A 23,873-nucleotide genomic window follows, 5' to 3' on the forward strand; every position below is an offset into this window, starting at 1 on the left:
GCGATCAGCTGATGCGGTGAGCGTTGGTGCGGTCGAAGCCGTCTTCGGCGAAGCGTTGGCCGCCGGTGCGGTCGAAACCATCTTCAGCGAAGCGTTGGGCGCCAGTGCGGTCGTAGCCGTCCTCGGCGAAGCGTTGGCCGCCGGTGCGGTCGAAGCCGTCTTCGGTGAAGCGTTGGCCGCCGGTGCGGTCAAAACCGTCTTCGGCGTAAGTGGCGGCTTGGGTTTGCACCGCTGCGAAGGTATGGGCATTGGTACGATCGAAGCCGTCTTCGGCGAAGGCGCCAGCAGCGAAAACCGAAAGGGCCAGGGTGAGGATCAGTTTGTTTTTCATGGTCGTTGCTCCAGGGTGGCGAGGGGTTGTTGTTTCTATGGGTTTAATCCTACGCTGATAAAATTGATTAAAAAGCGCAAAAAATAGCGTCTAAATATCGTTTTTATCGATTGGTTAGCCCGTGCTGACGGTGAATCAGGCAGTGGACCTGAGGTGTATTGTCAGGGCGCGGATCATCGCTTCGTCAGCCCTTGCAGAATGACGGCGTGAAATTAATGGGGCGTTAAGATCGAAAATCAGTCTTTATGGCCACCTATTACCAGCGGCGTGAACCCCGTCAGGCGCTTGGGATGTCCTGAGTATTGATGCGATAACGTGTGCTGCGCCCTCCACCTGGCAGGCGGGTCAGGCAAGCCTTGTCGAGCAGGTCGGTGAGGTGACGGGTTGCGGTGGCCTTGGAGACTTTCGCCACGGCCTGGTACTGCGCGGCATTGATACCGTCTTCGAAGCCGCGTGGGCCTCCGTCGAGCAGCCTGTTAAGTACCTTGACCTGTTCGGGCAACAGGCCGTCCGCGCGGTGTGTTTGCCAGAACCTGGCTTTGCTGAGTATCCGGTCGATATTCAGCAAAGCCTGTTCGAGACTGCGTAGCAGGGTTTCGAGAAACCAGGTCAGCCAGCGGGTGATATCAAGGTCGCCTTTCTGACTGCTCTCCAATATCTGGTAATAGCCATTCCGGTCTTCGAGGATGCTTGCAGACATGGCATAGAAACGAATCGCCTGCCGCTCTGCCTGAGCCAGCGCCAAGTCGGTGATGGCCCGGGTCAGGCGGCCATTGCCATCGTCGAAAGGGTGCAGCGTGACGAACCAGAAATGCGCGATGCCTGCACGTAACAGCGGGTCCAGGTTGGTTGCTTGGCGGCTGCTGGCAAACCAGTCGAGAAAAGCATCGACCTGTCCTTCCAGGCTGTCACAGGGCGGTGCCTGGAAATGTACCGTGGGCTTGTCGAGGCGTCCTGAAATCACCTGCATCGGTGCCTCGGCACGCAGCTGGCCCACCCGTATCGCTTTGCTCAGGCTTTCTTCCACCGCAGGGAACAACCAGTGATGCCAGGTGAACAGACGCTGCAAGGTCAGCGGCTGGTCGTACCCTTGCGTCGCATCCAGCATCAGTTGCGCGAGCCCTTCGCTGCGGACAGTGGTCGGGCCTTGTTCATGTGATCGTTTCACTCCACCCGTGAGCCGAATGAGCTGTCTATTCGGCTCATTATGTGAGCCGAATAATAGCGCTATTCGGCTCACGTACGGTGACCCACCGCAAAAAAGGGGCGCCCCCATGAAGGAGCGCCCCTGTTCAAGACCCGCGGACCTGAATCAGTCAGTGGTGATCCGCGAATGCTGCTTGGTGTCTTTCATGGTGGCATACACCAGCAGCGAGCAGGCGATGCAGCCGGTGACGTACCAGTAGAAGCCGGTTTCCATGCCGTTGCTCTTGAACCACAGGGCCACGTATTCGGCGGTGCCACCGAAGATCGATACGGTCAGGGCGTATGGCAGGCCAACGCCCAGGGCGCGGATTTCGGTTGGGAACAACTCGGCTTTGACCACTGCGTTGATCGAGGTGTAGCCGCTGACGATGATCAGCGCAGCCATGATCAGGAAGAACGCGCCCCACCAGCTTTGCACGGTGTGCAGGGTGCTGAGGATCGGCACGGTGAACAGGGTGCCGAGCACACCGAAGGCGATCAGGATCGGGCGTCGGCCGATCTTGTCGGACAAGCCGCCGACCAGCGGTTGCAGGCACATGAACAGGAACAGCGTGGCGGCCGAGATGGTGGTCGAGTCGGTGATGCTCATGCCCACCGTGTTGACCAGGTACTTCTGCATGTAGGTGGTGTAGGTGTAGAAGGCCAGGGTGCCGCCCATGGTCAGGCCGACCACGGTCATCAGCTCTTTGGGATGACGCATCAGGGTGCGCATCAGGCTTTCCTTGGCCTTCTCCTTCTTGGTGAAGGAGGTGGTCTCTTCCATGCCGCGACGCAGGTACAGCGCAACCACCGCGCACAGCGCGCCGATCACGAAGGGCACACGCCAGCCCCAAGCATACAGCTGCTCGGTAGTCAGCGTCTGCTGCAGGATGATCAGCACCGCCAGGGCGATGAGCTGGCCAGAGATCAGGGTCACGTACTGGAAGCTGGAGAAGAAGCCACGGCGTTCCTTGCTGGCCATCTCGCTGAGGTAGGTGGCCGAGGTGCCGTACTCACCGCCCACCGACAGGCCCTGCAGCAAGCGCGCAAGCACCAGCAGAATTGGGGCGGCGACGCCGATGGTTTCATAGCCAGGGGTCAGGGCAATGACCAGGGAGCCTGCGCACATCAGCAGCACCGAGGCCATCAGTGCGGCCTTGCGGCCTTTGCGGTCGGCGTACAGGCCCATCAGCCAGCCACCGATCGGGCGCATGAGGAAGCCCACGGCGAAGATCGCGGCGGTGTTGAGCAGTTGTGCAGTGGTGTCGCCGGCAGGGAAGAACGCTTTGGCGAAGTACAGCGAGAATGCGGCGTAGACGTACCAGTCGTACCATTCGACCATGTTGCCGATGGACCCGCTGAAGATCGACTTCAGGCGGCTGGCGGTGGTTTTTTCTGCGGTCGGCGCAATGGCCGCCCCGGTGGGCAGGGAGGTGGCGTTATCCATCAGGGATACCTTCTCGTTGTTTTTGTGGAGCGCGCCGGAGCGCTGCTTGCCACGGTGATTGCAGAAGGTGTGCCAAACGGGTGCGAAGTGATTCATTTGCGGGCACGCATGGCACCCAGCCCGCTTACCAAGGCCTGGCAAGGCGCCCGTGCAGGAGCGGCCTTGCGTCGCGAAGGGCTGCAGCGCAGCCCCAAACGAGCCGCCATAAGCAAATATCCGCTTACCCCGCACATCAGATAAGCGGAAAACCGCCTACCGCTCGATATAATCCTCACGCACGAGCCCATGCCGCTGCATCTTCTCGTTCAACGTCCGCCGCGGCAGTTGCAAAGCCTCCATCACCCCCTTGATCTCGCCCTTGCTCTGGCGCAACGCCGCCCGCAAACACTGCGCTTCGAACGCTTCCATCTGCTCGCCCAGCGACTGCCCGGCCGGCACCACTTCACTGTTCGGCGAACCCAGCCCCAGCGCGTGCCGCTCTGCCGCGTTGGCCAACTCGCGCACATTGCCCGGCCAGTCATGGCACAGCAGCTGCGCCAGCTGGCTGGCGCTGAGCACCGGCGCTGTTCGGCCCAGCTTCTCAGCGGCAGCACGGGCAAAGTGCTCGAACAGCAACGGGATGTCTTCACGCCGCTCACGCAACGGCGCCAGCCGCAGCTCGGCGACGTTCAGGCGGTAGGCGAGGTCTTCACGAAAGCGCCCGGCACGGGCTTCTTCCAGCAGGTCGGGTTTGGTCGCGGCGATGATGCGCAAGTCGACGCTGATGCTCTGGTTCGCGCCCAGCCGTTCGAGCTTCTGTTCCTGGATCACGCGCAACAGTTTTGCCTGCTGGGCCAGGGGCATGCTCTCGATCTCATCGAGGAACACCGTGCCACCATTGGCATATTCCAACTTGCCGATCCGTTTGCCCTGGGCGCCAGTGAAGGCACCGCTCTCATGGCCGAACAGCTCGGCCTCGAACAGCGATTCGGGGATTGCCGCGCAGTTGAGGGCAACGAAGGGCTTAGCCGCCCGCGGGCCGAAATCGTGCAGGCAGCGGGCCACGCGCTCCTTGCCACTGCCCGTTTCGCCGCGGATCAGCACATTGACCGGCAAGCCGGCCAGGTCCAGTACCTGCCGACGCAGTTGCTGCAGGCCTTGGGACATGCCCAGCAGGGTGCCTTCGAGGCGCGACTTGAAGTCTGCCTGTTCGTGCAGCCGGCGGTTTTCCAGCACCAGCTGGCGCTTTTCCAGGGCTCGGCGCAGGCTGCCCAGCAGGTGTTGCGGGGTGAAGGGCTTTTCGAGGAAGTCGTAGGCACCGTTGCGCATGGCCTCCACCGCCATCGGTACGTCACCGTGGCCGGTCAGCAGGATCACCGGCAGGTCGGGGTCAGCCGTTTGCAGGCGTTCGAGCAACTGCAGGCCATCGATGCCCGGCATGCGCACATCGCTGATGATCACCCCGGCAAAGTGCTCTGGCAGTTGCGCCAGGCACGCTTCGGCGTGGGCGAACAGTTGCACGCTGAAGCCGGACAGGCTCAGCCATTGCTCGACGGCGGTACGGATACTGGCTTCATCGTCGACAACGATCACTGAATTCAACATACAGGCTCCAGGTCGCGGGGCAGGGTAAGGCTCAGGCGTGCGCCGCCAGGCAGGTTGTCGGCCTGCAATTGGCCGCCCGCCTCATGCACGATGCCATAGGAAATGGCCAGGCCCAGGCCTAGCCCTTCACCCACCGGCTTGGTGGTGAAAAACGGGTCGAAGACCTTGGCCAAGTGCTCATCACCTATACCGCCCCCAGAATCGAGCACGCTCAGGCGCCACTGGTCGTTATCCCGCTCGATGCGGACCTCCAGGCGCTTGTAGCGTTTGTCGGCCATGGCGTCGAGGGCGTTGCGCAGCAGGTTGATCAGCACTTGCTCCAGGCGGATCGCATCACCGCGGACCCAGGCGGGGCGCGCCAGGTACAGCGCTACCTCGACGCCTTCGGTGCGGATGCGCGTGTCCAGCAGGTGCAGTGCTTGGTCGACCACAGAGGCCAGGTCCAGCCGCTCGCGCAGCCCGACCGGGCTGTTGCGGGCAAAGGTTTTCAGGTGGCTGGTGAGCGCGGCCATGCGCGTGAGCATCTGCTCCAGCGGCTCCAGGGCTTGGCGGGCCTCGTCGTAGCGGCCATGGTCGAGCAGCAGGCGCAGGGTCTCCAGTTGCATGCGTTGGGTGGTCAGGGGCTGATTGATCTCGTGGGCCATGGCGGCTGACATCTGCCCCAGTGCAGCCAGCTTGGCCGATTGCACCAGGCCTTCCTGTGCGGTGCGCAGCTCACGGGTGCGCTCCTCGACCTGGCGTTTGAGGGCTTCGCGGCTGCGCTGGCGCAAGCGTGCCAGGCGCAGCCGCTGGCTGACGAACAGCGCCGCGAAGACCAGGCTCAGCCACACGGCGGCGGCCCCCAGGGCGGCATTGCGGCCGTCGGCGGCGACCTGCGGTTTGCGCAACAGGTGCAAGGTCCAGTCCTCACCGTGCAACGGCAGGCTTTCCCACAGGTATTCGGCGACCCCCTGCGGGCCATGCACGCGGCTCAGGTGGCTGTTGTCGGCAAACTGGGTCAGCACCTGGTGCTGCAAAGGCACCAGAGGCTGTTTGTCGTATTGCCGAGTCTCGGCCAGTTCGGCACGGTCAGCGCCGCTGAGCGGCTGCAGCTCGCGGTAGCGCCAACCGTCCTGGTTGGCAATGAAGGTGATACCGCGGGCATCACTGACCAACAGAATATCGCTGCCTTGGCGCCATTCGCGTTCCAGCTCGGGGAACTCGAGCTTGACCACCATGGCACCGAGGAAGCGGCCATGCTCGTCGGTTACCGCGCTGGCGAGGAAATAGCCCGGCACGCCGCTGGTCACACCGACGGCGTAGAACCGCCCGCTGCCCTGGCTGCGGGTCTGCTTGAAGTAGGGGCGAAAGCCGTAGTTGGAGCCGACGTAGCTGCTCGGCAGTCGCCAGTTGCTGGCCGCGATGGCCAACCCGGTGTGGTCGAGCAGTTCGAGGGTGGACGAGTTGGCGGCACCGTTGATGCGTTCGAGCTTACGGTTCAGGGCGTCCTGTACCGGCTCGCTGACCGGGCCGCGCAAAGCTTCGATCAGCTCCGGGTCGAGCGCCAGCACCGCAGGCAGGGCGCGGTAGCGTTCGATCAGGGTGTGCAGTGCGTTGGCATAGAGGCCGAGCTGCTGGCTGGCGCGCTGGGCGTCGTCCTCCATGGCCTGGCGCTTGGCCTGGTGCATGGCCCAGCCCGCGCTGAGGGCAGTGCCGAGCAGGATGAACAGGATGATCAGCCCCAGACGCAGGGCGCGAAAGGAAAAAGCCATGGGGCAGATCCGCATGAAAGGGATAGCAGGGCCGGCCTGTTCGCGGGTAAACCCGCGAAGGGCCGGTACTGTTCACAGGCGTGTCACAGCAACTCGAAACGTTGCTGTTGCACCGACTCGGAATCCAACCCTACCTGAACGTTGAACTCGCCAGGTTCGGCAACCCGCTGCAGTTGGCTATTGTAGAACTTCAGGTCTTCTTCGCTGATGCGGAAGGTCAATGTCCGTGACTCGCCGGCCTTGAGCGGCAGTTTCTGGAAGTTCTTCAGCTCCTTGACCGGGCGGCTCATGGACGCCGAAACGTCCTGCAGATACAGCTGCACCACGGTTTCGCCGTCGCGTTTGCCGGTGTTCTTCACCGTGACCTTGGCCTCCAGCGTATCGCCACGCTTGAGGTCCTTGGCCGACAGGGTCAGGCCCGACAGTTCGAAGCTGCTGTAGCTCAAACCATAACCAAACGGATACAACGGGCCGTTGGGCTCTTCGAAGTACTGCGAGGTGTAGTTGCCAGGCTTGCCGGGGGTGAACGGCCGGCCAATGCGTGTGTGGTTGTAGTACATCGGAATCTGCCCGACCGAACGCGGGAAGGTGATGGCCAGTTTGCCCGACGGGTTGTAATCGCCGAACAGCACGTCGGCGATGGCATTGCCGCCCTCGGTGCCGCTGAACCAGGTTTCGAGCAGGGCGTCGGCCTGCTCACGCTCCCAGGCGATCGACAGCGGCCGGCCATTCATCAGCACCAGTACCAGCGGTTTGCCGGTGGCTTTCAGGGCCTTGATCAGCTCGCGCTGGCTGGCCGGGATCTCCAGGGTGGTGCGGCTCGACGACTCGTGGGACATGCCGCGCGACTCGCCGACCACTGCCACTACCACGTCGGCCTGCTGGGCGGCCTTGACCGCTTCATCGATCAGCACGGCGGCTGGGCGCAGGTCATCGACGATTTCCGGGGCATCGAAGTTGAGGAAGTTCAGGTAGTCGAAGATCGCCTTGTCGCCGGTGATGTTGGAGCCTTTGGCGTAGACCAGCTTGGCCTTGCCATCCACGGCGCGGCGCAGGCCTTCGCGCACGGTCACCGAATGCACCGGTTTGCCGTCGGCGGCCCAGCTGCCCATCATGTCGATCGGTGCATCGGCCAGCGGGCCGACGAGGGCGATGGTGCCGGCCTTCTTCAGGGGCAGGGTCTGGTTGCGGTTTTCCAGCAGGACCAGGCTGCGGCGGGCCACGTCACGCGCGGCGTCGCGGTGCAGGCGGTCGTTGCCGTAGTAGTCCTTGAGGTCGGTTTCGGCCTTGCCGATTCGCACGTACGGGTCTTTGAACAGGCCCATGTCGTACTTGGCGCCCAGCACTTCGCGCACCGCCTGGTCCAGCTCGCCCTGGGTCACTTCGCCGGCCTTCAGCAGTCCTGGCAGCTCTTCGCCGTACAGGGTGTCGTTCATGCTCATGTCGATGCCGGCCTTGATCGCAAGCTTGGCGGCTTCTCGGCCGTCGCGGGCGACGCCGTGGCGAATCAGCTCCTGGATGGCGCCGTGGTCGCTGATGGTCACGCCCTTGAAGCCCCACTCCTTGCGCAGCAGGTCGTTCATCAACCAGGTATTGGAGGTGGCTGGCACGCCATTGATCGAGTTGAGCGCCACCATCACTCCGCCAGCACCTGCGTCGAGCGCGGCGCGGTAGGGCGGCAGGTAGTCGTTGTACATCTTCGGCAGGCTCATATCCACCGTGTTGTAGTCGCGGCCGCCTTCCACCGCGCCGTACAGGGCGAAGTGCTTGACGATGGCCATGATGCTGTCGGGGTTGGCCGGGCTGCTGCCCTGGAACGAGCGGACCATCACCTGGCCGATTCTGGAGGTCAGGTAGGTGTCTTCACCGAAACCTTCACTGGTGCGGCCCCAGCGCGGGTCGCGGGCGATATCGACCATCGGGGCGAAGGTCATGTCCAGGGCGTCGGCTGCGGCTTCGATGGCTGCGGTGCGGCCGACCTTGGCAATGGCGTCCATGTCCCAGGTGGCGGCCATGCCCAGGCCGATCGGGAAAATGGTGCGTTCGCCGTGCACGGTGTCGTAGGCGAAGAACATCGGAATCTTCAGACGGCTGCGCATGGCCGCGTCCTGCATCGGCCGGTTCTCGGGCGCGGTGCGCGAGTTGAAGGTACCGCCGATACGCCCTGCGGCGATTTCTTCGCGGATCTTCTCGTGCGGCATCTCCGGGCCGATGCTGATCAGGCGCAACTGGCCGATCTTCTCGGCCTCGGTCATCTGGCTGATCAGGTGATTGATGAACGCCTGCTTGTCTTGCAGGGGCGGGGCGGTTTGGGCGGCGAGGGCCGCCTGACTGGCAAGGCCCATGGCCAGGCCCAGCAAAGACAGTTTCATCATGGATTCCGTTGTGGGGCCTCTACCGTATCCACAGTGATACGCGCGCGGCCGAAGTTATCAGGCGACTATTGTTGTACAGTTCGGGGGCAATGCTGCCAGCGGCGGATTATGCCTGAATATATCGGCTGCCGATGGCGCCCTGCGTGCCTGGACAACAACAATAAGAACGATCGAGAGACCGCTGGCATGACCCCTTTCAATGAATACGATCAACGCCAGATCGCCGAAGCCATTGCCCGCGCCGAACGGCGCACCGATGCCGAACTGGTCACGGTGCTGGCCAGGCGTGCCGACGATTACGCCTACCTGCCGCTGTTCTGGGCTGCCGTGCTGGCCCTGGCCGTGCCTGGCCTGCTGCAGTTAGTGCTTGGCTGGCCCGGTATGCGTGGCCTGCTAGTGGCCAATGTGCTGGTGTTCATCGGTTTGTGCCTGCTGTTGCGCAACCCGCGCCTGGCGGGCTGGTTGATCCCCCGTGCCTTGCGCCGCTGGCGTGCGTCGAGCCTGGCCCGTCAGCAGTTTCGCGAGCAGAACCTGCAGCGCACCACGGCTGCCACGGGGGTGCTGATTTTCGTCAGCGAGGCGGAGCGGCATGTGGAGATCCTGGTCGACCAAGGGGTCGAGCGTTACCTCGATGCCAGCGCCCGCGCGGCCATCGTCGGCCGTTTTACCGAACAGGTCCGCCAGGGCCAAACTGTGCAGGGTTTTGTCGAATGCATCGAGGCCTGTGGCGAGGCACTCAGCCAGCATGTACCCCCCACCCATACGCGCAACGAGCTGCCTAATCGCCTGGTCATTCTGGACTGAACGCGGCTGGCGAGTGAGGGGGCGGCAAGCTCGCCGCCACACCTGTAGAATACGGGGCATTGCGCAACGCGCCCCCTGCTACCCGAGGCACCGTTTTTCATGTCCGCCAGTTCTTCTGCTTCAACCGCGCCCGATGCGCGTGCCCAGTTCCTCGCGCTGTTGAGCACCGCCCTGCACGGTAATACCTTGGTCAAACTGGTGCTGGCGCGCCACGTCGGTGCCGACTCGACCTTGCAGCGGATCATCGCCAAACCGTTGCAGGTCAAGGGCCAGCCCTGCCTGTCGCTGGTGTATCGCCACCAGACCCGGGACATCACCCGCAACCTGCCGCTGGAGCAGGCCGAAGTGCTGGTGGCTGAATTGCTGCCTGAGAGTTTTCGCAACGCCCACCTGTTCGATGCCGACGGCGAAGTGCAGTTGACGTTCAGCAAGAAGGGCAAGCCCATGCTCCAGCGCCACGGCGCCCAGGCCCCGCGTGAAGCGGCTGCGAGCAGTGCCCATGACCGCGAGAAGAAGCGCTACCTGGAATTGTCGCGGCCCTTCCTGCGTGACCTGGGTGTGACCGATGCACAAGGGGCGTTGATCCCGTCGATGTCGCGCAAGTGGAAGCAGATCAACAAGTTCATCGAGGTGTTCGAGCACGCCTTGGCCAGCGCGCCGGTGCCAGCCGAACAGGCCCTGCGGGTGGCCGACTTCGGCTCGGGCAAGGGCTACCTGACCTTTGCCATGCACGACTACCTGCGCAATACCCTGGGCCGCGAAGCCCAGGTAACGGGTGTCGAGCTGCGCCAGGAAATGGTCGACCTGTGCAACGCCGCCGCTGCGCGGCTTGAGCACCCTGGCCTTGAGTTCCAGTGCGGTGATGTGCGCAGTGTGGTGCCCGAAGCGATCGAGGTGATGATCGCCTTGCACGCCTGCGACATCGCCACCGACTACGCCATCCACACCGGCATCCGTTGCAACGCCGCGATCATCATGTGTTCGCCGTGCTGTCACAAACAGATCCGCCCGCAGTTGCACAGCCCGGGGTTGCTGCAGCCGATGCTGCAGTACGGCCTGCACCTGGGGCAGCAGGCCGAGATGCTCACCGACAGCCTGCGCGCGCTGTACCTGGAAGCCTGTGGTTATGAGACCAAGGTGTTCGAGTTCATCTCGCTGGAGCACACCAACAAGAACAAGATGATTCTGGCGGTCAAGCGCAGGCAGGCGGCGGATAACGGGGCGCTGCTGGAGAAGATTGTGCAGCTCAAGGCGTTTTATGGGGTGCAGGAGCATTGCCTGGAGACACTGTTGCGCGGGGATGGGTTGATTGCGGGTTGAGGGGTGGGGTTTTGTGCGCATGCCTTGATTGATGCAGTGCCTGTGAGATCGAGCGCCGCCGGGCATGCCTTGGGAGGTTTAGCGCCTATGAGATCGAGCGCCGCCCGCGCGGCGCATCGCGACGCAAGGCCGCTCCTACATCTGTTTCGGGCCAATTATTCCTGAGGGATTGGCGCGCGGCCCCTTGGTGCCCGCCTCAATATCGCGTCGTACAAACAAGGCGGTCGCGCGCAAATGCCACTGGCCTCACTGGCCCGAAACAAATGTAGGAGCGGCCTTGCGTCGCGATGCGCCGCGCGGGCGGCGCTCGGTCTCAAAGGCGCTAAAAATGTGATGGCGAACAAACACCCGCCTCAACGGCGAGCAGTCGGCACCTCGATCGCCAGTTCCGCCAACCCCAACGGATGCGTGCTCGCATCGAAAAAGTGCAGCGCAGTCGCCGGCAGATCCCCGAACCGATCAATGTAGTGCTGCTGCTGATTGATCACCGAAGCCTCCCCCAACGGCCGGATGGCAATCGACAAATGGCGGGGGCGAGCTTGGCGAACAGCCTCGACCAAGTGCTGGTCACTGCTGTCCAGATGCTGCCCGAACAGGCACAGCCCCTGGCTTTCCTGCGCGAGTTGCCCCAGGCACCAGTTCAGGTAGTCCGAGTGACGAATAGCGCGAAGCTTCTCGTCGCTGCGGTCTTCGTTGACGAACAACGGCACTTCACCCGGAATGTTCACGGCAAAGCCATCGAGCAGTTCGGCGCTTTCGGCGCTGCGCTGGCGGGTAGTGCCATCCGGCAGCTTCAGCAGGTGCAGGCCGCCATGCAGGTGCAGTACGCGGGTGCCTTCGCTGCGGGTGCGGCGTACGTCGAAAAAACCCTGCTCATCGAACAGCTCGGCAAAACCTTGCGGGGCGTGCTGCACGGCCCATGGCAGGATCAGGTCGTAGTTGCTGGTGTAGATGTTGCGATAGCCGCGCAGGGCCTGGTTCAGCGTGGCCAGCGTGGTGGCCGGCATCAGCGGCCAGGGCAGGTGCAGCGTGCGCACAGCATGGATCAGCGCTTCCTTGATCGAGTAATAGCGGTTCAGCGGCGCGGTGGAGTTGATGGCCAGGGCGGCATTGGCCCGTACGGTGGTGTTCAGCGCGCTGAGCACCGGCTCGAACAGTTCCGTGGCAAGCGACTTGAACAGGGCCTGGTCACTGATCGCCAAACCCTTCTTACGGCCCGCACGTTGCGCTTCCTCGAACAGCGAGAAATAGCCAAACGGCTTCCACAGTGCGCGGCTGGCGCCGTTGCCCAGCAGCAGGGCGTCGCAAGGGTGGCGTTGGTCGAGTGCTGGCCAGGTGGCGAGGAGATTGTCAGGTGCGGGCATGCGGGGTCCGTTGGGCGGCGCGGGAAACGGTGGCGACTTTAACATGTCAGGCAAGCCCCTGGTGATTGAGGCTGGCGATGGCCAGAAGGTTTGCATGAGAATGATATTGATTAATATTAACGCCGCGGCGTTCAATGACCTCCTTCCTTTATTCAGCCGCTGGCGCACGGCTCCTGTTGCGCCATATCCGGTAAGCGCGGATCCCGGCCCGTACCGAGCCGAACAGCAGTTTGTCCTCCATCTCCCGGGCCATCCCTGAGCGCACCAGCATGCGCAGGAAGGTGCCACGGGCGCGGGCGATGGCGAAGAAGATGCCTTGGGCGGCCAGGGTGTCGCGCACCTCGCGCAGTGCGGCGATGCCGCTGACGTCGATGCTGGTCACCGCTTCGGCATCGAACAGCACGGCCTTGGGCTGGGCCTGGCTCTGCACGGCTTCCAGCAGGCGCATCTTGAAGTAGTCGGCGTTGAAGAACAGGATCGCGTCGTCGAAGCGGTACACCACCAGGCCCGGCACGGTGCGGGCGTCCTTGAACTTGCGGATGTCGACCTGGCCCTCGGTGCCTGGCAGCCAGCCCAGCACCGCGTCGGTGGGTTGGTAGATGCTGTACAGCAAGCGCAGGATCGCCAGGGTCACGGCAAATACGATACCCGGCAGCACGCCCAGGCCCAGTACGCCAACCGTGGTCAGCAGGCACAGCCAGAACTCGAAGCGGCTCAGGCGCCTTATGGTCTTCAGCGACTTGATGTCGATCAGCCCCCAGCCTGCCATCAGCAGCACGGCGCCCAGCGCCGCCTGGGGGATCCAGGCCATGGGGGCGGTGAAAAACAGCAAAATCAGGGCGATCACCAGCGCGGCGATGATCCCCACCAGTTGGCTCTTGCCGCCGACCATGTCGTTGACTGCGGTGCGTGAATCGGCGCCACTGATGGCAAACCCTTGGGACATCCCCGCAGCCAGGTTGCTTACGCCCAGCGCCACGAACTCATGGTTGGCATTGATGGCATAGCCATGGCGTGCAGCAAAGCTGCGGGCGGTGAGCATCGCGCTGCAGAAACTGACGGTGGCGATACCCAAGGCATCGCGCAACAGGCTCTTCATTTCTGCCAGGTTGCTTTGCGGCCAGGCCAGTTGCGGCATGCCGGCCGGTACCGGGCCGAGGATGGCGACACCCAAGCGGTCCAGGCCGAACAGGCCGACCAGTACGGTGAACAGTGCCACGGCCACCAGCGCCGCAGGCAGCCGTGGGTAGCGCGTTGGCAACCAGATCAGCAGGGCCAGCGCGCACAGGCCGATGGCCAGGGTAGGCAGGTGAATCTCGCCCAGGCGCTGCAGGAAGTTGACCAGGCTGAGGATGAACCCATCGCCCTCGATCTTGAACCCCACCACCTTGGACAACTGCCCGGCGATCAGGCTCAGGCCGATGCCGTTGAGGTAGCCGATCAGGATCGGCCGCGAGAAGAAACTGGCGATGAAGCCCGCTCGGGCCAGCCCCGCCGCGATCAGCATCACGCCAACCAGCACGGTGACGATCACCGACAGTTCGGCGATGCGCTGTGGGTCGCCCAGTGCCAGGGGCGCCACGGCGCCGGCGATCATTGCGCAAGTGGCGGCGTCCGGGCCGACCATCAGCTGGCGCGAACTACCGATCAGGGCGTACACCATCATGGGCAGTACGCACGCATACAGGCCATATTGCGGTGGCAGGCCGACGATCTGGGCGTAGGCGATGGCGATGGGGATCTGGATGGCGGCAACCGACAACCCGGCCTGCAGGTCAGCGTGGAACCACGCGCGGCGGTAGTGCAGCAGGTTGGCGAGGCCAGGTAGCCAGCGGGACAGAAACATGCGGGGTCCTTTCTGAATGTTTCACGAATCCCTGAAGCATATGCGCTTCAAGCCGTTTCGCTTGCAAGCGGATTCGTCGGTCGCGCATTCAAGCGGATCGGCAACAAAGTGGCCATGGGCCAGGTCAAGGAAAGGGCTTGGAGATGGAAAGGCGGGGACCAGAAACGAAAAAAGGAGCCAAGGCTCCTTTAAACAGCGATGACGTTGCTGGAACGTCATGCGGGAATGCGTGGTGGAGCGGGTAGAGGGAATCGAACCCTCAACTAAAGCTTGGGAAGCTTTCGTTTTGCCACTAAACTATACCCGCGTCTGCGTTCGACTTTTTACCAGAACCCTTCACGAATTAGAAGCCCAAGTTATAAAAAAGCTTGTCGGCGGCCCATAGCCTGCGGGTAATCACTACAGGACGCCGATGCGCTCAGATGGCCAGTGCATGCTGCCCCTGTACGTGCTGGTAGCGTTGACGTGGCTCACGCTCGGTCGGCTTGAGGAAACCGAGCAGTACGCTGCGGGTGTCTTCGCAGGCTGCCTTGGTCTCCATGTCGAGGAAGTGCCCGGCATCGCGGATGACACTGAAGTGGCTCTTGCCTACATGGCGGCCAAACTCGCGGGCATCTTCGGCCGTGGTGTATTCGTCACGTTCGCCGTTGATGAACAGCACCGGGATGTCGATGTTGCGCGCCCCACTCAATGCCCGTTCCAGGTCGTGTTGCAGCACCTCGTTGATGTGAAAGTGCATCTGCGCGTACTCGTGGCTGTCCAGGCTGCTGACGTGGCGGTAGTTGAAGCGCTTGAACAGTGACGGCAGGTGCTTGCCGATGGTGTCGTTGACCAGGTTGCCGACCTGGTAGCGATCACAGGCGGCCAAGTACTGGCAGCCACGGTCCAGGTAGTCGCGCATCGGTTCATTGATCACCGGCGAGAACGAACTCACCACGGCCTTCTTCACCCGCCGCGGCTGGTGCGCCAGCGCCAGCAGCGTGCTTGCACCGCCCCACGAGAACGACATCACGTGGTCGGCCTGGAAGTGCTCGATCAGCTCAAGAAGGATATGCGCCTCGGCCTCCTTGGTAATCAGCCGCTCCTGGCGGTTGTGCGGCTTGGACTTGCCGGCGTACGGCTGGTCGAACAGCACGACGTTGAATTGCGGGTGCAGGTTACGCACCGTCTGGGCGAACGAGGCCGTAGTGGCCAGCGAGCCGTTGATCAAAATGATCGTCTTCTCGGCTGCATCCGCGCGATGGAACTCCGTGTAAACCCGATACTGACCTTGGATATCAAGTACAGCGATTTCTGGCCTCATGTCATCGACTCCTGGCGCAAAAAGGGTATTCGCGTCACCTAGGGTGCACGTTCTTTATGACAGGTAGGCATTTGCCTTGAAGAGTAACGGGGGGCCCAGTGTCGATCCTTGGCACACGTGTCGACGGTATTGTTTTTGGCGGGCAATTTGCCGTGCCCCAAGGCATCTAGGCCTTGGGTGGCCGGCAAAAAGTGTCTTCGGCTGCGGGCGTGACTCACGAGTCACATGCAGACTGACGATTTGGATTCAAGCAGTGGCCTGGGAATCCTGCAAGTGCCGTTCGGGTAAAAATGTGACCTGAACCGCTGGGCGGTCGTATTGGACCAGGCAGAGGCCTAGACGCCGGCAACTTCCTCGTCGGTCAACGCCCTGTAGGCGCCTGGCGCCAACCCTGGGTCCAGGCGAATCGCGCCCATGCTCTCACGGTGCAACCCCACCACCTTGTTGTCGAAATGGCCGAACATGCGTTTGACCTGATGGTACCGCCCCTCGACGATCGCCAGCCGGGCCCGGCGCGGGCCGAGGATGTCGAGCTGGGCGGGCAGGGTGGTGAGGTCTTCGAATGCAAAGTACAGGCCTTGCTGGAACGTGGCGGCATAGTGCGGGCCAATGTCGTCCTCGGTCTCGACCAGGTAATGCTTGGGCAGCTTGGTGGTTGGCTGGGTCAGGCGCCGTGACCATTGGCCGTCGTTGGTCAGGATCAGCAGGCCGGTGGTGTTGAAGTCCAGGCGCCCGGCAATGTGCAGGTCGTCGCGCATCTCGGCGGGCAGTAGCTCAAGCACCGTGCGGTGCTGCGGGTCGAGCGTGGCACTGACGTACCCGGCTGGCTTGTTGAGCATCAGGTAGCGCGCCGGCCGCCCGGCCTGCAGCAGTTGCTCATCCACTTCGACGCGGCTGAACTCACGCACCGGGGTCAACGGGTCGGCCGCGACGATGCCATCGACCCGCACACGGCGCTGCACCAGCAGCAGGCGAACTTGCTGGCGGTTGTAACAGGGCAGGTTGGCAAGGAAACGGTCAAGGCGCATGGCGAACAGGGCAGAAGAAGCGGGCGCGCAGTCTAGCGCTTTGTGCCGGGCGCTGCTGCCTGCAGTTGCGTTTCGACTGCTGCACAGCGTGGGCACAGGCAGGCCTTGTCCCGTAATTCGGCGGGCAGGGCCTGGAGCACGGCGGGGTCGATGGTCACGCTGTAGCACCAACAGGCCTGGGTGGCGCTGCGGGGGTCGGCGAGGCTGCACTGGTTGAGGGCGCCGCAGGCGGGGCAGTGCTGGCTGTCATTCATGGCTGGGTCCGGGGGCTTCACTGCAGACGCGGTTGCGGCCGGCCTGCTTGGCACGATAGAGCGCACGGTCGGCGCGGGTCAGCAGGGCATGCAAGGTATCACCCGGCTGCAGGCTGCTAAGGCCGATGCTGGTGGTCAGGCGCAAGGGTTGGTCGTCATAGCTGAAGGTCAGTTGCTCGGTGCGGCGACGGATTTTCTCCGCCACTTCGATGGCTTGCCGGCCTTGTGCTTCACGCAGCAGCACGATGAACTCCTCACCGCCCCACCGGCACAGTATATCCGACTGGCGCAGGCTGCCCTGCAGCACATTGGCGAACTGGCGCAGCACTTCGTCGCCTGCCAGGTGGCCGTGGGTGTCGTTGAGGGCCTTGAAGTGGTCAAGGTCGATCAACAGTGCCACCAGTGGGCCGCTGTCACGCTGGGCTTCATGCAAGGCCTGGGCGGCCAGCAGGTCGAAGCTGCGCCGGTTGGGCAGGCCGGTAAGGCTGTCGAGGGTGGCCAGCGCCTCGGTGCTGGCCTGGTGGCGCTTGACCATGGCATGCACCAGCGCCAGCACCACCAGGGTGATCATCGCGCAGATCGCCAGGTTCAGGTACAGCGAGTGGCGGATGCGGTCCAGAGCACCGGTCTCGCGCTTGTCCACCAGCAGGTACCAGTCCAGCTCGGGAAGGTGGCGCACATTCAGGAAGTGGCTGTGGTTGTCGCTGTCGCGGTATTCGTGGCTGCCTTCACCGGGTATCGGTTGCTGGGCCAGCAGGTCGCTCAGTTCGGGGTTGTCGCTTAGCGGCTCGCCGACCCGCAGGCCATGCGGGCCACCGTCGGAGCCGGTCAGCAGGACCTTGCCCTTGGCGTCGGTGAACAGCACCGAGCGCTGGTAGCGCCGCTGGTACTGGTCGATCAGCTTGACCACCGACGACACGCTCAGGCCTACGCCGGCGGCGCCGATAAAGCGCTGTTGGTAATCCAGCACCTGGTAGTTGATGAATACCGTCAGGCTGTCCTGGTTGGCCATGTCCAGGTCGACGTTGATCTCGTAGGGTGCCTTGAGGTCGCGCAGGCGGAAGTACCAGGCATCGCGCCAGTTGCCTGGCTTGATCTGCTTGAGCACACCCTTGGCCTGGTAGTAGGTGAGGCTGCGCTCAGAAACGAAAAACGAGGTGAAGGTGTCCTGCTTGCCCATGATCTCGCCCAGGTAGCGGGTGATGCGCTGGGTGTCCTGCTCACCGGACAGCACCCAGTCCCGCAGGAAGGTGTCCTGGGCCATCATCGAGGCGATCAGCACGGGGCGGATCAGGTCTTTCTGGATTTCCGAATAGACCGTGTCGGCGGTCAGTGGCAGTTCGGTATTGACGATGCCATCGCGGATGGCGCTGCGCGAGGCGAAGTAGCTGAGCAGTGAGGTGGCAAGGAAGCCGCTGGCCAGCAACATCAGCAGGGTAATGATCAGCGAGCGCTGCGAAAACAGAGCGGAACGTACAGGCATGATCTTCCCGTGATGTGTGCCAAGGCGCTCATTCTAGTGAGATGGCCGGCAAATGACTGCAAGTTTTTCAGGGTTATCCGAGCTGTTTCAATTTATTGCAAAAATGGCACTGCACCCGGGTGTGGCGGTCTTATTCAGTATCGATGAACGCCTTACGCATCGATGCTCGTCAGCGCCGCTGTGCGGGCACTCCAGCGGTCCAGGAGGCCGCCATGTCCTATCGAATTCTGTTGATCGCCCTGCTGGGTCTGATGACGTCCGCCTGCGCCCCTTACTACGGTGGCGGGGGCTACTACCGTTCCGATTACTACACCAGCGACCGCTACGTGTCGCCGGGGTATTACCGCCACGACCGCTACTATGTGGCGCCGCAACCGCGCTACTACTACCAGCCAGCACCGCGCTACTACCGCCCGGCGCCGGTGCCGCAATACAGGCCACACCCCCAGCCAGGGATGAGCCAGTGGCACGGTAAGCCGCGGTATGACTATGGCAATCGCCAGCGCTATGACTATGGGCGCGACCGCGATCGTCACGACTATCGCGATGGCAGCCAGCGTTACCAGAACGATCGCTGGCACTCCAATGGGCGTGGGGATCGTGACCGCAGGCCGGAGGGCGGCCGGGGGCAGGGCCGCAACTGGCAACGGTGATGCAATGGGGGCGCTTTGCGCCCCTTTCCATGACCCGGTCATACCTGATCAGCGAGATCCGCCAACGGGTGGCGCCCTTCCCAGACCTTGGCAAAGTGCGCCTCGACCACCGCCGCCGGTACCTGGGCTACATCCGGCCAGTGCCAGCGCGGCTGATTGTCTTTGTCCAGCAGGCGTGCGCGCACCCCTTCGCTGAAGTCCGGGTGTCGGCAGCAGTTCAGGCTCATGCTGTATTCCATCTGGAAGACCTGCGCCAGCGACAGGTGCCGCGCCCTGCGTATCTGTTCCCAGACCAGGTGCGCCGTCAGCGGGCAGCCTTCGTGCAGCCGTTTGCCGGCTTCGGCCAGCAGCGGGTCATCATGGTATTTCAGGCCCTCCAGTGCCCGCCACGCGGCGGCAGGGTCGGCAACGTCGAGCAACCGATCGATCTCGTCGCGGCGGGGCAGCCACTGCGCTTCGGGCAGCTCGGCGCAGGCGCGGTGCTGTTCGGCCTTGAGCAGGCTGTTCAATTGCAGGGCGGTCTGTTCCTGCCAGTTCAGTTGCAGCAACTCTTCGATCAACGCCTCTTGCTGGTACTCACCCAGGAACCGGTCGGCCAGGCCCAGGTCGAGGGCATCATGGGCGTTGATCGGGGCGCCGGTGAGCCCCAGGAACAACCCGAGCTTGCCTGGCAGGCGGGCCAGGAACCAACTGGCGCCGACGTCGGGGTACAAACCAATGCTGATCTCTGGCATGGCCAGGCGGCTACTGGGGGTGACGATGCGCACGCTGGCGCCTTGCAACAAGCCCATGCCCCCGCCCAGCACATGCCCATGCCCCCAGCACAGCAAGGGTTTGGGGTACGTGTGCAGGGCGAAATCGAGGCGGTATTCTGCGGCGAAGAAGGCGGCGGCCAACGGCGGCACGCTGCCCGGGTGTGCCCGGCAGGCCTGGGCCAGCGCACGCACATCGCCCCCCGCGCAGAACGCCTTGGTGCCGTTGCCGCGCAACAGCACGCAGACGATTTCGGGGTCGCGGGCCCAGGCGTGCAGTTGTTCGCCGAGCACTTCGATCATCCGCAGGTTCAGCGCATTCAGCGCTTTGGGTGCATCCAGGGTGGCGATGCCGATGCCGGCGCCGTCGGCACCGGTGAGTACCTCGCAATGAATGGACATGGACTACCTCTCGCAGGTCATGGCTCAAGTATGGCCTGCCTGGGCGATCATGCCGGTCGTCGGTCGGATCGTTTGACAAGCGGGAGTGGCTTACCTAGTGTCGCGCCATTGTTTACGGATGGCCCCATGACTGACGACGATCGCATCAAACTCGAACCCAGCTGGAAAGCCGCATTGCGCGACGAATTCGACCAGCCCTACATGCATCAGCTGCGTGACTTCCTGCGTCAGGAGCACGCGGCCGGCAAGGAAATCTACCCACCGGGCCCGCTGATCTTCAATGCGCTCAATTCGACGCCGCTGCCGCAGGTCAAGGTGGTGATCCTCGGCCAGGACCCTTATCACGGCCCCGGGCAGGCCCATGGCCTGTGCTTCTCGGTGCAGCCCGGCATTGCCACGCCGCCGTCGCTGGTCAATATCTACAAGGAGCTGCAGCGCGACCTGAACATTCCGATCGCCAGCCACGGCTATTTGCAGAGCTGGGCCGAGCAGGGCGTGCTGCTGCTCAACACGACCATGACCGTGGAGCGTGCCAATGCGGCTTCGCATGCCAAGAAAGGCTGGGAGTTCTTTACCGACCGCGTCATACAGGTGGTCAGCGAGCAGTGCCCGAACGTGGTGTTCCTGCTGTGGGGCGCGCATGCCCAGGGCAAGCAGAAACTGATCGACGGCACCAAGCACCTGGTGCTCAAGTCGGTGCATCCGTCGCCGTTGTCGGCGTACCGTGGGTTCCTCGGCTGCGGGCATTTCAGCCGGGCCAACGGCTTCCTTGAACAGCGCGGGTTGGCACCGATCAACTGGGCCTTGCCGCCGCTGTGACAGACCGCATCACCTCCCTCGCGAGGTTATGCGTATTTCAGCGTTGCCCAGCATTCCAGAGCCGGAACAACGGCTCTGCCAGAAACAGCACGAACAGCAAGCGCATCACCTGCAATGCCGTCACCAGCGGCACCGACAACTGCAGGGTCTCGGCTGTCAGGCTCATCTCGGCAATCCCGCCCGGCATCATCCCCAGCGTCAACGAGCGCAGGTCCAGTGCGGTCATCACGCTCAATGCCCAGGCGGCACTGGCGGCGATCAGCATGCACAAGGCCGTGGCCACCAGGGTACGCCCCAGGAACGACGGTGCCCGGCGGAAGAACGCACGGTTGAAGTGACATGCCAGCCCGCTGCCGATCAACCACTGGCCGACTTGGCTGGCACCCTCGGGCAGGGCGATCTGCAGGTTGCCGGCAAGGCTTAACGTGGCCGCCACCAGCAAGGGGCCGAACAGCCAGGGGTTGGGCTGGCGCAGGCGTTGCCAGAGCAGCGCCACGGCAATGCCCAGCGGTGCGATCAAGGTCAGCCAGCCCCAGCTGACGCTGCCTGCGTGGTTCAGCGCCACCCCGTCACCCAGCAGCAACTTGAACAGCGCCGGCACGCACAGCACCACTGCCAGTACCCGCAAGCTCTGCGCTGCGGCGACCTGGCTGAGCACTGCACCGTTGCGCGCCCCCAGGTTGACCATCTCCCCCGACCCACCCGGCATGCTGGCGAAGAAGGCGGTCGCGCGGTCCTCGCCGGTGCGGCGCAGCAACCACACGCTGATGACGCTGGACAGGGTGGTGAACAGCGCGCCAAAGAAGATCAGCGCAAAGTGGCTGGCCACCTGCTCGATAACCGCCGGGGTGAAGTGCAGGCCGATGCCGATGCCGATGATCCATTGCCCGCATTTGCGGCCATGGGGGATTTCCGAAAGTTGCCAGGGCGTCAGGCAGCGCACCAGGATGATCGCCAGCAACGAGCCGACCATCCAGGGCAAAGGCCAGCCGACCCGGCTGGCGAGATACCCGCCAGCAAGGCCGACCAGCCCGGTAGCCCAGTACAGCGGCAACGACCGATCAGGCATCAGCCATGGCCCGGCGTTGCTGGCTGCGCTTGCGCCAGATACGCAGCAGCGGCAGGCAGAGCATGCAGCCCACCAATATCCAGCCACCCAGGCTGATCGGGCTCGACCAGAGGATGCCCAGCTCACCGTTGGAGATCGACAGCGCACGGCGCAGGTTCTGTTCCATCAGCCCGCCGAGGATGAAACCGAGCAGGATCGGCGACAGCGGGAAGTCCAGCTTGCGCAGGATATAGCCCATGATGCCGATGCCGACCATCAGGAACAGGTCGAAGGTGGTGGCATGCACGGCGTACACGCCGATCGCGGTGATGATCGCGATGACCGGCACCAGCGCCCAGTTCGGTACCGCAAGGATGCGGGTGAAGATGCGGATCATCGGGATGTTGAGGATCACCAGCATGATGTTGGCGATGAACAACGAGGCGATCAGGCCCCAGACGATGTCGGGCTGCTGCTCGAACAGCAGTGGGCCGGGGGTGATGTTGTACAGGGTCAGTGCACCGATCATCACTGCCGTGGTACCTGAGCCTGGCACACCCAGGGTCAGCATCGGTACCAGGGCGCCGCAGCAGGATGCACCGATGGCGGTTTCCGGGGCGGCCAGGCCGCGGGTATCGCCCTTGCCGAACGTGCCGCTTTCGCCGGCGATACGCTTCTCGGTCATGTAGGCCACGGCACTGGCCAGGGTGGCGCCAGCGCCCGGCAGCACGCCCATGATGAAGCCGAGCAGGCCGCAGCGGATGTTGACCACGAACACCGAGGCGGCTTCCTTGAAGTTGAACAGCATGCGCCCGGTGGCCTTGACTGCCTGGTGGCCATGGTGGGTCTTTTCCAGCAGCAGGAGGATTTCGCTGACCGAGAACAGCCCCAGCACCAGCACCACGAACTGGATGCCGTCGGCCAGGTGCACGCTGTCACCGGTGAAGCGGTACACGCCGCTGTTGGCATCGATGCCGACTGCCGACAGGAACAGGCCGATCAGTGCGGCGATGAAGGTTTTCAATGGCTTGTCGCCGGCCATGCCGCCCAGGGCGACGATGGCGAACACCATCAGCACGAAGTACTCCGCCGGGCCGAAAGCGATGGCCCATTTTGCCAACAGCGGGGCGAACAGCACCATGCCGCAGGTGGCGATGAAGGCGCCGATGAACGAACTCCAGGCAGACAGCGACAGCGCCACGCCGGCCAGGCCCTGACGGGCCATCGGGTAGCCGTCGAGGGTGGTCATCACGGTCGAAGCTTCGCCCGGGATGTTCAGCAGGATCGAGCTGATGCGCCCGCCGTATTCACAGCCCAGGTAAACCGCGGCCAGCAGGATCAGTGCCGACTCAGGGGGCAGGCCCAAGGCAAAGGCGATGGGGATCAGCAGCGCCACGCCGTTGATCGGGCCCAGGCCCGGCAACAGCCCGACCACGGTGCCGATCAGGGTGCCACAGAGGGCGGTGACCAGGTTGTACGGGCTCAGGGCGACGCCAAAGCCCTGGCCCAGATAGCTCAAGGTATCCATGTGTCAGTTCTCCAGTACGCTCAGCAGGCCAAGGGGCAGGGGCACGTCCATGACGCGGTCGAACAGCCAGTAGAGGAACAGGCTCATGCCGACCACTACGATGGCGCTGTGCAACCAGCGCCCGCCGTACAGCCGGGCCATCGGCAGGCCGATCAGGATCGCGCTGAGGATGAAGCCCAGGGCTTCGAAGGTGGCAGCGAAGACGACCAGCAGGCCGACACAGGCGGCGATCTTGATCAGGGTTTCGCGGTCCAGTTCGGGTTCGTCGTCCTTGCGCACGATCGGCGTGGGGCGGATCACCAGGTACAGCAGGCCCAGGCCCATCAGGCCGAGCATCAACAGCGGGTAGGCGCGCGGGCCAACCGGCTCGTAGGAAAACGCAGCCTGGTACGGCCAGGCCATCACGGCCAGGGCGGCGCAGACGGCCAGCAAGGCCAGGGCGAAGAGACGTTGCAGGATCATCGGGGAATCCTCGTTTTTATTCTGAACAGCGCGGCCCTTGTGGGAGCGGGTTTGCCCCGCGAACACCGGCAAAGCCGGTGCCATGCATCGCGGTGTTGGCTTCGCGGGGCACGCCCGCTCCCACGCGGGCGGTG

At 63.5% G+C, this 23,873-nt stretch carries 19 protein-coding genes, 1 tRNA gene and 1 pseudogene; 4 read left to right on the forward strand and 17 right to left on the reverse strand.

From position 1 onward, the window contains the following. Positions 1 to 4: 4 nt before the first annotated feature. The 6 genes and pseudogenes from HU770_RS07445 to bglX form a co-directional block, all read right to left on the reverse strand. A complete protein-coding gene (locus HU770_RS07445) occupies positions 5 to 331 on the reverse strand; it encodes a hypothetical protein (protein WP_047583608.1) in 327 nt (108 codons plus the stop codon). A 277-nt stretch (positions 332 to 608) separates the two neighbouring features. Beyond that, a pseudogene (locus HU770_RS07450) lies at positions 609 to 1,484 on the reverse strand (Fic family protein); the annotation flags it as partial. A gap of 159 nt (positions 1,485 to 1,643) precedes the next feature. Continuing rightward, positions 1,644 to 2,945 (reverse strand): MFS transporter, encoded by a 1,302-nt coding sequence (locus HU770_RS07455; protein WP_167334471.1) that lies wholly within the window; start codon positions 2,943 to 2,945, stop codon positions 1,644 to 1,646. A 270-nt stretch (positions 2,946 to 3,215) separates the two neighbouring features. Beyond that, positions 3,216 to 4,547 carry a sigma-54 dependent transcriptional regulator gene (locus HU770_RS07460; protein WP_047583609.1) on the reverse strand — a complete coding sequence of 444 codons (1,332 nt, stop codon included), beginning with the start codon at positions 4,545 to 4,547 and terminating at the stop codon, positions 3,216 to 3,218. Beyond that, positions 4,541 to 6,298, reverse strand: coding sequence for an ATP-binding protein (locus tag HU770_RS07465; protein WP_186663415.1), 1,758 nt, complete (start codon positions 6,296 to 6,298; stop codon positions 4,541 to 4,543). The genes HU770_RS07460 and HU770_RS07465 overlap by 7 nt, the downstream gene beginning before the upstream one ends. Positions 6,299 to 6,381: 83 nt before the next feature. Beyond that, positions 6,382 to 8,673: a beta-glucosidase BglX gene (gene bglX / locus HU770_RS07470; RefSeq protein WP_186663416.1), complete on the reverse strand. Its 2,292-nt coding sequence runs from the start codon at positions 8,671 to 8,673 to the stop codon at positions 6,382 to 6,384. A 186-nt stretch (positions 8,674 to 8,859) separates the two neighbouring features. On the opposite strand from bglX, the gene HU770_RS07475 reads away from it, so the two are divergent. Continuing rightward, positions 8,860 to 9,477, forward strand: coding sequence for a TPM domain-containing protein (locus HU770_RS07475; protein WP_186663417.1), 618 nt, complete (start codon positions 8,860 to 8,862; stop codon positions 9,475 to 9,477). Positions 9,478 to 9,576: 99 nt separating this feature from the next. Next, the gene (locus HU770_RS07480) at positions 9,577 to 10,797 is read left to right on the forward strand and encodes an SAM-dependent methyltransferase (RefSeq protein ID WP_186663418.1); all 1,221 of its coding nucleotides are present in this window, start codon (positions 9,577 to 9,579) and stop codon (positions 10,795 to 10,797) included. A gap of 353 nt (positions 10,798 to 11,150) precedes the next feature. Here the strand turns inward: HU770_RS07480 and HU770_RS07485 are convergent, their stop codons facing one another. The 7 genes from HU770_RS07485 to HU770_RS07515 form a co-directional block, all read right to left on the reverse strand. Further along, entirely contained in the window at positions 11,151 to 12,161 is a 1,011-nt protein-coding gene (locus tag HU770_RS07485) for a DUF4917 family protein (protein WP_186663419.1), read from the reverse strand. A 148-nt stretch (positions 12,162 to 12,309) separates the two neighbouring features. After that, entirely contained in the window at positions 12,310 to 14,007 is a 1,698-nt protein-coding gene (locus tag HU770_RS07490; RefSeq protein WP_186656577.1) for a SulP family inorganic anion transporter, read from the reverse strand. A 233-nt stretch (positions 14,008 to 14,240) separates the two neighbouring features. After that, a tRNA-Gly gene (locus HU770_RS07495) sits at positions 14,241 to 14,314 on the reverse strand. Positions 14,315 to 14,425: 111 nt separating this feature from the next. Beyond that, positions 14,426 to 15,310, reverse strand: coding sequence for an alpha/beta hydrolase (locus HU770_RS07500; RefSeq protein ID WP_186656580.1), 885 nt, complete (start codon positions 15,308 to 15,310; stop codon positions 14,426 to 14,428). A 335-nt stretch (positions 15,311 to 15,645) separates the two neighbouring features. After that, positions 15,646 to 16,338, reverse strand: coding sequence for a 16S rRNA pseudouridine(516) synthase (locus HU770_RS07505; RefSeq protein ID WP_186656583.1), 693 nt, complete (start codon positions 16,336 to 16,338; stop codon positions 15,646 to 15,648). A 32-nt stretch (positions 16,339 to 16,370) separates the two neighbouring features. Next, on the reverse strand, positions 16,371 to 16,592 hold the full coding sequence (locus tag HU770_RS07510) for a cysteine-rich CWC family protein (protein WP_033702730.1): 222 nt from the start codon (positions 16,590 to 16,592) through the stop codon (positions 16,371 to 16,373). Continuing rightward, complete coding sequence (locus HU770_RS07515) at positions 16,585 to 18,075, reverse strand: sensor domain-containing diguanylate cyclase (protein ID WP_186663420.1); 1,491 nt, start codon at positions 18,073 to 18,075, stop codon at positions 16,585 to 16,587. The genes HU770_RS07510 and HU770_RS07515 overlap by 8 nt, the downstream gene beginning before the upstream one ends. A gap of 212 nt (positions 18,076 to 18,287) precedes the next feature. Here HU770_RS07515 and HU770_RS07520 point away from each other — a divergent pair, with 212 nt between their 5' ends. Beyond that, complete coding sequence (locus tag HU770_RS07520; RefSeq protein ID WP_186656595.1) at positions 18,288 to 18,728, forward strand: hypothetical protein; 441 nt, start codon at positions 18,288 to 18,290, stop codon at positions 18,726 to 18,728. 38 nt (positions 18,729 to 18,766) lie between these two features. On the opposite strand, the gene HU770_RS07525 is transcribed toward HU770_RS07520, so the two are convergent. After that, positions 18,767 to 19,882, reverse strand: a complete 1,116-nt coding sequence (locus tag HU770_RS07525; protein WP_156310221.1) for an enoyl-CoA hydratase/isomerase family protein — start codon at positions 19,880 to 19,882, stop codon at positions 18,767 to 18,769. Between the two features lie 126 nt (positions 19,883 to 20,008). On the opposite strand from HU770_RS07525, the gene ung reads away from it, so the two are divergent. Further along, positions 20,009 to 20,701, forward strand: coding sequence for a uracil-DNA glycosylase (ung, locus tag HU770_RS07530; RefSeq protein WP_186663421.1), 693 nt, complete (start codon positions 20,009 to 20,011; stop codon positions 20,699 to 20,701). Positions 20,702 to 20,738: 37 nt separating this feature from the next. Here ung and HU770_RS07535 read toward each other — a convergent pair whose 3' ends face one another. From HU770_RS07535 to HU770_RS07545, 3 genes are read right to left on the reverse strand one after another with little or no spacing between them, the layout of a single operon-like run. Continuing rightward, the gene (locus tag HU770_RS07535) at positions 20,739 to 21,770 is read right to left on the reverse strand and encodes an AbrB family transcriptional regulator (protein WP_186656602.1); all 1,032 of its coding nucleotides are present in this window, start codon (positions 21,768 to 21,770) and stop codon (positions 20,739 to 20,741) included. Continuing rightward, complete coding sequence (locus HU770_RS07540) at positions 21,763 to 23,277, reverse strand: tripartite tricarboxylate transporter permease (RefSeq protein ID WP_186663422.1); 1,515 nt, start codon at positions 23,275 to 23,277, stop codon at positions 21,763 to 21,765. Before HU770_RS07540 ends, HU770_RS07535 begins: the two co-directional genes overlap by 8 nt. Before the next feature lie 3 nt (positions 23,278 to 23,280). After that, positions 23,281 to 23,739, reverse strand: a complete 459-nt coding sequence (locus HU770_RS07545; protein ID WP_186656609.1) for a tripartite tricarboxylate transporter TctB family protein — start codon at positions 23,737 to 23,739, stop codon at positions 23,281 to 23,283. Positions 23,740 to 23,873: the final 134 nt, after the last annotated feature.

The sequence above is a fragment of the Pseudomonas sp. SWRI68 genome, from assembly GCF_014269165.1.
In the GTDB taxonomy this organism is placed as follows: Bacteria; Pseudomonadota; Gammaproteobacteria; order Pseudomonadales; family Pseudomonadaceae; genus Aquipseudomonas; species Aquipseudomonas capeferrum.